The sequence below is a fragment of the Leyella stercorea genome (assembly GCF_019052365.1).
Taxonomy (GTDB): domain Bacteria; phylum Bacteroidota; class Bacteroidia; order Bacteroidales; family Bacteroidaceae; genus Prevotella.
Genome location: NZ_JAHQUY010000112.1, coordinates 1 through 5,354 on the forward strand (window position 1 = coordinate 1; position 5,354 = coordinate 5,354).

The 5,354-nt window shown below is 36.7% G+C and carries 5 protein-coding genes; all 5 read right to left on the reverse strand.

Translation table 11 applies throughout. From position 1 onward, the window contains the following. Positions 1 to 295 precede the first annotated feature (295 nt). The 5 genes from KTQ90_RS12585 to KTQ90_RS12605 all read right to left on the reverse strand — a co-directional run bounded on the left by KTQ90_RS12585 (position 296) and on the right by KTQ90_RS12605 (position 4,984). A complete protein-coding gene (locus KTQ90_RS12585) occupies positions 296 to 892 on the reverse strand; it encodes a hypothetical protein (RefSeq protein WP_151935031.1) in 597 nt (198 codons plus the stop codon). Between the two features lie 422 nt (positions 893 to 1,314). Next, entirely contained in the window at positions 1,315 to 1,854 is a 540-nt protein-coding gene (locus KTQ90_RS12590) for a hypothetical protein (RefSeq protein ID WP_217318719.1), read from the reverse strand. 567 nt (positions 1,855 to 2,421) lie between these two features. Next, on the reverse strand, positions 2,422 to 3,210 hold the full coding sequence (locus KTQ90_RS12595) for an immunoglobulin-like domain-containing protein (protein WP_217318720.1): 789 nt from the start codon (positions 3,208 to 3,210) through the stop codon (positions 2,422 to 2,424). 146 nt (positions 3,211 to 3,356) lie between these two features. After that, a complete protein-coding gene (locus KTQ90_RS12600; RefSeq protein ID WP_217318721.1) occupies positions 3,357 to 3,977 on the reverse strand; it encodes a hypothetical protein in 621 nt (206 codons plus the stop codon). A gap of 395 nt (positions 3,978 to 4,372) precedes the next feature. Continuing rightward, positions 4,373 to 4,984, reverse strand: coding sequence for a hypothetical protein (locus KTQ90_RS12605; RefSeq protein ID WP_217318722.1), 612 nt, complete (start codon positions 4,982 to 4,984; stop codon positions 4,373 to 4,375). Between the last annotated feature and the right edge of the window lie 370 nt (positions 4,985 to 5,354).

Below are 5,354 nucleotides of genomic sequence, written 5' to 3' on the forward strand. Positions count from 1 at the left end.
TAGACAAAATAGAAATATAATCTGCAAAAATGGAACTAAGCAATTGATTTCCCAACACGGAAAGATGCATGTATGCGTTCATGAATATTGCTCTTTTGCCATATTCTTAGATGGCTGCTATCTCGGTCACTATGCCCAGTGGTTCTTCTGGTTCTTCTTTACGATTGGATTTTTTGTGATTGCAAGATGTATAGGGATGATGATTGCACAATGCTATAATAGGTGATAAAAGTCGAAAGACCTTCGGCTCTTGTCACCTTAGGCTTCGGATTTTTATTTGTTGTATCATTAAGAATTACCATTTTTTACGGACATATACAATACCTGCCTTTATTTGGGCATCAATTGTATTTATGTCAATCCCTAATCGAATCATATACTCTTTAATTATATTATTATTTAGTCTGTCTGTAATTCGTCTTCTTTTGTAATAATCCAAATTTTCAAAAGAGAGCGGCTTCCCCTCTTCATAAAAAATCCACCTATCTTCTTTGTATGCTTGAATTAATCGTTCTTCTAAATTGGAATTGGAAAAATAGAATTTGAAAAATGGATTATCAGTTTCAGTTTCATTGGATAATGCACATGTAATAATGTTACATCTCAAATGTTTTTGTATGATTCTGCAAACATTAGACAGTCCATCTTCATAATTTGATATAAAAAACACTTTGTCTGGATATATCTTATTTTGCCAGCAACTAAATTTGGGAAAATGGGAGCCTCCACTTTGTGGATTAACCCACCCATTTGGATTTGGTATTTCCGAATAGATTTCAGCCTTTCCTGTTATCAGTTGTTTTTTGAATATAACTTTCACCGTTTCAATAAATAGATTGAAATCACTGATCTCGAAAACGGAGAAGGTTAAATAACTAAATTCTGTTGTCATTTCTATTATTTTAATCAGGTCTCTTTAAAAGTTAATATTATAGCAGTTTACCTTTTAATTTATCGGATTGTACTTGCTTCCTCCTGCTACAGATTGAATATACTTGTTTATTTCATTTTCTTCCTTTTCCGTGTATATCACATTTAAGATAAAAAACGAAGCAAGAGAAACACAAAATGTCCACCATCCTATAGCATAGGAATTAATTTTGCTTTTAATGAGACATTTTATTCCTACTACGAAAACGACAATGAATAGGATTACGACTACAAAAGTAAAGTCCGAATAACAGATACCATTGTGTGCAGAAAAGAAATATCCTACCAAAAAAATGACACATGGAATCACGAAATTTTTGTAATAGGATTCGTCATTGTTTGTCTTGGCTGTTTCCCTTTTAGTCATATTCTTTCGTTTTCTTTTCATTTCTCCCAATTTTTAAGTATATTGCCATCAACGCCCCAACCAGAGAAGAACTTTTCGCAAATGATGTATGTCGAATCATTTGACATACGCACGAAATAGTGTTCTTGCGCATAACGTTTGACCTTAAAAAACGTGATTTTGTATAGTCCATGAAGAGGATGCGACGGCGCAATGATTCTTAGCGAATCTTTTGTAGGAAGTATATAAGTACCATCAGCATCTTCGATGGATTTTCGGTATAAAGAATCGCTCTTCGTCAGGGAATCTTGGTCGAGGTCTTCATCAAGCAATGTCTTTCCTCCCATATCGACTTTATCGGTTTCTACAAGAGGGAGAGATACGCTCATTTCATCACCAAAATTAAAATTGACACTGGCAAACCTATATTCCTTGCTTCGTTCCATATAGAAGCTATCTGGAACTATATTCAAAGGACCATCTAATCGGGCATCCATATAGACAGGATGAGTAGGACAAGACGATGATGTCAACGATATTACAATTATCGTGAAAACGACAAATAAAGAATGTTTCATAAGCAAAACTGATTTATATCCTTCGACCTTATCTTGCATTTATGCTGAATGAAAGAATAGACGGCTAATGACAAGCCGACAGTGAAGAGATTGAAGATTCCCAACAATATAAATTGAATAATCGCAAAGAAGCAAGCGATAGTTCCGTCAGTTATAGCCCAAATAGAGAAGCCCATTAAGGGCAACATGGCAAGAGTATCCAACTCCCAATGCAATACCAATAGAGACATCTTGCTATTTGATTTAGCAAACTTCCAAGCAAGCAAAGCCGTAACAACATTCAACAAGCAAATACAAACGCAAGTAGTCTCGATAATATCGTAGTAAACTCTCCCATAAAAAGATATGAATGTAACTACGTAAGAAACAAACGTACTTACGGCTACGGATAGCAAATATTTCTTTGTATCTTTATCTCTTAGTTTCATATTACGTTCATTATATTTTACTCTGTATTGTACACGCACACTTACCGTGTCCACCGCCTCTTGGGAATGGACGCATGAGGCAAATAAACAAAATGCCAATAAACTGAAGAGTATTTTCATAAGCAACAATTCTTTTTATTTACTTCAACTCAAAGGTTGCCATGAAAGGCACCTTCTCACCATCTATGCTATCCTCATAAAAAAAGCGGTAAACGCCTGGTTTGTTGGGAAGAATATCGGGAAAAAGATGGGCAGTAATGGTGCCGCTTTGACCATCGTTTAAAACATGACCGATGGCCGTGAACGAGCAATCGGTGGGCACAACAAACCAATTGCCATCCGCTCCTTGGGCTGTGATGCTATAGACATCGCCATACACAAATTCCTCGCCACTATGGTTGGTAATCGTGAATCTGATTTCCGTGGTGCCCAATGGATAGGAAGGCTTCTCCGCCTTGAGGGAGATGCCTTGGTAGGTGCTCACGCCTTCCCTGTTATCGATGATAGGGTCCAACTTGCCCTCAAACCTGATGGCGGGCGAGTTGTAAATCTGCCTACGAAACTCCAGCTGCTTCTCCTTCGTGTTCCAACGGAGCGCAACATCAATGGAGTTGGATCCCATTCCAAATCCAACAACATTTCGCAAGGCCGGGGTCTTGTCTTCCGACAGGAACTTCCGCTCAAGTATCCGCATAATGGCGTTCAGTTCCCTATGCGAATATTTACGCGCCGAAGCCTTGCGATAGGTTCTCTTCTTGCTCTTGACAACTCTCTTTTTGCTAATGGCAACCCTCTTTTTGCCAACAGTTGCCACTTTCTTTTGCTGAATGGCCATTGATGGGTTGCAAGCAGCACAAGTGGTTTGCATTGAAAGGAACATTGTCAATCCTAATATTATTGCATTGAGGAGTTTTGGCTTCAGTCTCATAGTTATCAGCAATTAATAATTTAACATGTAGAGAGATATGAACTCTTATAGTATATTTCTTTTCAAGGATGAAAACAATTGTCATAAGGAAAAATCACTTTGCCTTATGACAATTATACACAGTTAGAATACTTAAAACAGAAATTCTATTTCAACAGACTATCAAAAGTCCTTATTAACGAAATAGGATCTTTATCAAATTCTTTCGTATCTAAATTAGACACAGTTTCTTTCATCACAGGATATGGCTTAAATACAATTTTAAGCAACATTTTCGCACCAATACTACTTCCCATCCAATAACCCTTTGCCACATCTTCATTCTTTACCTTAAAATAGAAAACATAGTTTGTGCCTTCCAAATGTAATGTTTTGGTATTTGTTATTGTTGAGATATAGTGTATATAGGCAGACACATTTTTCCCTTCATACACAGGTTTGAGGAATATCGGAGTTTTGTATGGTTTTGGATTTTTGTTCCAAACGCTTGGCAATGATTTTTGCGCCATAAGCGGAACGAACTTTATCCATTCTTTAGATTTTGAATCGTAGTACTTAATGCTCTTTATCTCTGTAGATTTGTATTCTTTCTTTTCTCTATACTTGGAATCTTTAGCAACAACGACATCACCATCATCAAGCATAAATAAAGTTTTTGTGACTCCCTTAACCACATTCCCGTTGTTTAAGGTAATTTCAACATTGTCCTGTGCTTGTACCATTACACACAACAAGAGGGCAAGAAACATAAAAAATAATCTTTTCATACTCATGTTTTTTTACGGTTTGACTTAATGTCACAAAAATACTTTTTTTCTTTGCTATCCAAAAAAATAAACACGTTTTTTTAACTTTTTTATCCGTGCGAATAGTAATATTTAACGCTTGAAACGAAAAATGGTTTATGGAAACTGTTATCTGTTATTTGTTATCTGTACAGCAAAAAAAATCGTTTTTGGAAACTGTCAACTGTAACGCTTGGGGATGATGTTATTGACCTGTCATGTGACATTTTACTCTTGTATAGACTACACCCTTTATCCAAGTCTTCAAAAGAGACATTTGAGATAGTGTTACTTATAAGAAGTTTTTTAACTCGTAGAGAACAAACAGTTGCCCCGGAATCTTTCAAATAAAATAGCTCCTCACCGTTCTCCAATGATTATGATTCGCATAAATCCTTGCATTTCTCCCAATAGGCATCGAATTCCTCTTTGCTAACCAACATATTGGTTTCTATCGAATACAAGTCATATTGCAGGATAATGGACATCGGAGGATTGTGTTTGATGAAATCTTCTGGAAAGCAACTATCTACGTCGACATTAGCTACGCAATAGTTGCCATCCGCAGAAATTGTGATAGCCTTTGATACTCTCACGCAATCAAACTCGCCATAGCAAACCGTGTCGAACACCTTTATCTTGAAATAGAACTTGTATATCAATATTCTGTTGTTGCATGGAAGTTGTTTTCTCAGACGGATGCACAAATGAGCCAAGGACAACAAAAAACTTTTCTTGGCATCCTTTGGAGACATTATCAGTGTGAAGTGCTTGCCAAGCTGACCTACGGAATGCACTTCAACTTCTGTTTCTGGGGCTTCCTTGGAGACAAGTATCTTGACTTCATTCACCGCCTTGCTCCAAATCTCGACGTAATCAGGAAAAATAAGGTAATAGTAGCTGCTGAAAAAGAACTCCTTAGTCTCTGGCTTGTATTGTACGAAGAAGTTGGCAGAATCAAAAGATTCGGTAAACTTTTCTTCGGGCATAATCCGAGAATCATTGGGCGACTTCTCGCAAACCCTACTAAGCATCTTGACTCGCCTCTTGAACAATATTTTATATCTGTTGCGATATAGCTTGAAAGCAATGACGATAATTGCCAAAACGGCAAGGATTGCCAACCCTATAATATTCGTAAAGAAAAGAAGGAGAAAGATATATACGCCATATATGATGACGCAACTCCATAAAACTACCATTCCAAGTTTAGACATTATTTTTTCTATCCATTAGTGTCCCGTTAAAATCGGGACACTAATGCTGTAAATTATTATTGTTATTCTACTTTGTTGTTACTTTCTACCTGTTGGCGGAATTAATTTAGTGCATACTTAATTCTGCCAATGGGCTTGTCGT

Coding starts and splice junctions, on each gene's coding strand:
- KTQ90_RS12585 (WP_151935031.1), bottom strand. CDS start 892: ATGACAACAGAATTTAGTTATTTAACCTTCTCCGTTTTCGAGATCAGT.
- KTQ90_RS12600 (WP_217318721.1), bottom strand. CDS start 3,977: ATGAAAAGATTATTTTTTATGTTTCTTGCCCTCTTGTTGTGTGTAATG.
- KTQ90_RS12605 (WP_217318722.1), bottom strand. CDS start 4,984: ATGCCCGAAGAAAAGTTTACCGAATCTTTTGATTCTGCCAACTTCTTC.
- KTQ90_RS12595 (WP_217318720.1), bottom strand. CDS start 3,210: ATGAGACTGAAGCCAAAACTCCTCAATGCAATAATATTAGGATTGACA.
- KTQ90_RS12590 (WP_217318719.1), bottom strand. CDS start 1,854: ATGAAACATTCTTTATTTGTCGTTTTCACGATAATTGTAATATCGTTG.